At 34.9% G+C, this 3,746-nt stretch carries 2 protein-coding genes and 1 pseudogene; all 3 read left to right on the top strand.

Annotated features, from left to right (window positions below):
- A partial coding sequence (locus ACFIM8_RS08870; RefSeq protein ID WP_375607571.1) for an autotransporter outer membrane beta-barrel domain-containing protein occupies positions 1 to 195 on the top strand: 195 nt, incomplete at its 5' end.
- Between the two features lie 166 nt (positions 196 to 361).
- Complete coding sequence (locus tag ACFIM8_RS08865; RefSeq protein ID WP_375607570.1) at positions 362 to 511, top strand: hypothetical protein; 150 nt, start codon at positions 362 to 364, stop codon at positions 509 to 511.
- Positions 512 to 1,443: 932 nt separating this feature from the next.
- Positions 1,444 to 3,746: pseudogene (locus tag ACFIM8_RS08860) on the top strand (autotransporter outer membrane beta-barrel domain-containing protein); the annotation flags it as partial.

Here is a 3,746-nt window from a genome sequence, read left to right as displayed (position 1 = left end):
GATGATGGTACCATCCGGATTGGCAGAGATTTTGACCTTGATCCTATGGGACCTGCAATTGAAGGCGGCGTTGGCATTAATGCGCAACTGTCTCACAATTTCTCCCTTCATGGTGATGTAAGCTATCAACAAAAGCTTCAGAAAACTGGTATAAGTGGTGCAAATTTTTCAGGAGGAATACGCTATCAGTTTTGAGGCAAAACTTTATAACAACAGGTATATTGTTATTTCTGTACACTTCATCAAAAAAGGCAGCACAATACGCTGCCTTTTTTTATTCTTGACACCCTTTCATAAAAAGATCGTTCGAATAGCTTTTGTTTTTTATCCTCCCAAGATCATCTCCATCAAGATTTATTGATTGACAAAGCTAGGTATTGTTTTTGATGCATACCAGATTGAAGTAGCTGCTCGTACACAGGCAAAAAAGCGCTTTCGTTATAATCCTGAAAAGAAAGCTGTGGAAGGTCTTGCCAATTTGCTGGAATTGGGGAGTGTGAAATGCGTGTAGCAGTCTTTGCGCAAAAGAATGAAAATATGCACTAAAGCGGGTGGTTATGCTTAAGGGTGAGAATAAATTCAGTGATTTTGAGAAATCTGCCCCTTACGCTGTCTTAGATATTGAATGGCATTTATCTCTCATAAACAAAAATGTCGCAAAGCGCTTCATCTCCAAGTGAAAGTAAAACTTTCAGAAAAAACACCTTATATGTATTTATTGATAAATCGCGCTTGCTTCATAAAATCCCCTCCCCCTTTTTCTCAAAGCAAAAAGAAAATGTAAAGTTTTACTGTCGTAAGTAGATAAAAAGCACAAGCTACTATTATTTTCCTCTTTACACAGGAAACATACTGCAAAATATTTCTTTACGCAGATAACTTAATTAAATACACCAAAAAAACAAAGACATCAACCACTTTATCAAAATACTCAAGAAGAAACTAAGATTTATAAAAGCATCAATCAGTGCTCTTTAGCATATTTATAAAACACATTACATCCAGTATAAAACACCTCAGATCTAAAATTAAATAAACTTTTTTAATTTTTGCTGACGGCTGTTCCCAACGATGCTGTCCCCCCTTTATTCTCCTTAATGCATCAAAATATATGACAGTACTGTGATACCCTTAAAAAAGTACAAACAAACAACGATCATTTGCTTATAATATTGTCCTTAAATATCATTTTTAATATTTTTAATTATATATTTAATACGTAATAAATAAAACTATAAATATAATATGACTTAAATGTAAATATATACATTAATTATTATATTTTTTAATTTGACTATAAGTAAATTATAAAATAGTGATCAGGAAGAATGTTTTTTATAGACCATTATTTATTTTCTTATATTGTTTGTTCTTCTTATAACAAGTGGAGATATGGAAAACAGGAAAAATATTTGTAGCTTAATTTAAGTGAGGAGAACATAAATGTCTAAAAAGTCTCTTTTATCGTATACAGCAATTGCAGCAATTCTATTATTTGGGACCTACCACAAAACACAAGCGGAAGAACTTAAAGTTTCTGATGGAAAAAAAATGGAAGTCTCTAAAAAAAGCTACGATAATATTTGGGCAGAAACGGGTGGAAAAATCATCGGCAAGAATTTAAAGCTGGGGAGTACCTCTCCAACACCACCATCTGTTACAACCGTTGTCACCGTTAAAGGATCCGATAGTTTGATTGAATTATCGGACAATACCATCATTGGTGCTCCACTTGGAACTAAATCTTCCTATGAATACGGCGTTAATATATCGGATAACGCTACATTCAAAATGACAGGAGGTTCTATCAACGTTGATAAAACCGCTATTCAGCTAAATGCTGGTAACGGAAATATGGAAAATGTCACAATAACAAGTGAAAACAGCGAACCCTATAACGCAATAAGAGCTGAAAAAAAAAGTAAACTCACTTTAAAAAATATAACTGTTAAAAAAGCAAAAAACAACATCTTTGCAGATAACCAAACTCAAATAACAGTTATCGGTGGATCTTTTGAGGCAAAAGAAACAGCAATCAATGCTCGAAACGGTAGTATCATTACTTTAAACAATAAGGCAAAAATCACATCACTTAACGGTGATGGGCTCAATGCCATTGATGAGCAATCAAAAATTTTTATGACAGGGGGAGCTGTTACTGGGAGCAATAGTGTATTATACACAAAAGCTGGTGGATATATTAATGTTAAAGATGTTGTACTCACAGCAGATGGTAAAGGAACAAGATTCGGTGCGTTTGCAAGAGGTCACAGCACTATTGAATTAAATGGTAACACAACAATTAAAAATGCTTCGATCGGTGTTAAAGCCGAAAGTGATGATGCGACAATCAAAATGACCGGAGGATCGATTGAGGTCACAGGAGACAAAGCAGTAGGTGCATCATTTCTTAACACCACCAGCAAAGAAAACACGCTGAAAGATGTGAAAATATCAAGCGGAAATGATGACTTTCTTATGGATAAAGGAATAAGTGCTGACAAAGGAAGTATTGTCACTTTAAATAATGTAACCGTCACGAAAGCAAAAAACAGCATCTTAGCAGATAACAAATCTCAAATAACAATTACCGGCGGATCTTTTGAGGCAAAAAGAGAAGCAATAATTGCTCAAAACGGCAGTAGCATTACTTTAAACAATGGTGCGAAAATCATTTCATCTGAGTATAATGCGCTGAATGCCATTGGTGAGCAATCAAAAATTTTCATGACAGGAGGAACTGTTACTGGGAGTAATAATTCATTATATGCAATTTTGGGTGGATATATTAATGTTAAAGATGTTGTACTCACAAAAAATGGCGAAGATTCAGCTACAGGCGCATTAGCTGAGGGCCCAAACAGCGTCATTGAATTAAACGGAAAAACAACAATTACGAATATTCCCACAGGTCTTAATGCACGGAGCGGAGGAAAAATCACAAGCGAAGAATTAACGATAAAAGGACGTAAAATAATTATTGAAATCGATGAGGAAATCTTCAAACTGCCTGGCTCAGGTGCATTTGCTACTGAAAATAGCGTCATTGAATTAAACGGAAAAACAACGATTGGAAAAGTTGATTTTGGACTTGTCGCATCCAAGAATAGCACGATTAAGATGGTCAATGACGCTAAAAACAAAATAGATGCAACAATAGTTGCACTATCGGTAGAGAGCAATGGACATATTGATCTCGCAAATACTTCTGCAACAGCAGGGGTTGCTGGGGTGAATTTTGCAGATTTGACTAACAATTTTTCAGATTTGGTTAACAATTTTCCAGATTTGACTAAAAATACGTTATTTGCAGATTTGTCTCAAAATAATTTAAAGGGCCTAAGTAGTCGTACTCCACAAGATTGGCAAAACGGTGAAGTTAATTTGACCAATACAAATCTGATCGTTGAAAATGGTATTGGAATATATACCGAGGAATCAATGGGGAAAATTAATCTCAAAAATTCAAAAATCCTTGCAGATACGTTATTCAAAAACATAAAGCAGAAGACAAAGCCTGTTGGAATGTTTACTTTAACCGCAGATCATTCTGTCTTACAAGGCGGTGTAAGAAATGACGAAAATGGGCAAACACGCTTTGATCTGAAAAACGATACAACATGGACGTTGAAAATCAGCAAAAATGAAAAAGATGATGATGGCAATCTCCTTGATATCGCTCAAAGATCTCGTTCTGATGTTTCTGTGCTTAATCTCGATAACAGCTCCATTGTTTTTGAGAAACC

It is taken from the genome of Bartonella sp. AC535YNZD, from assembly GCF_042196625.1.
Taxonomy (GTDB): domain Bacteria; phylum Pseudomonadota; class Alphaproteobacteria; order Rhizobiales; family Rhizobiaceae; genus Bartonella.
The sequence above is the reverse complement of the archived record's forward strand: the minus strand, read 5'-3'. Positions and strand labels throughout refer to the sequence as shown.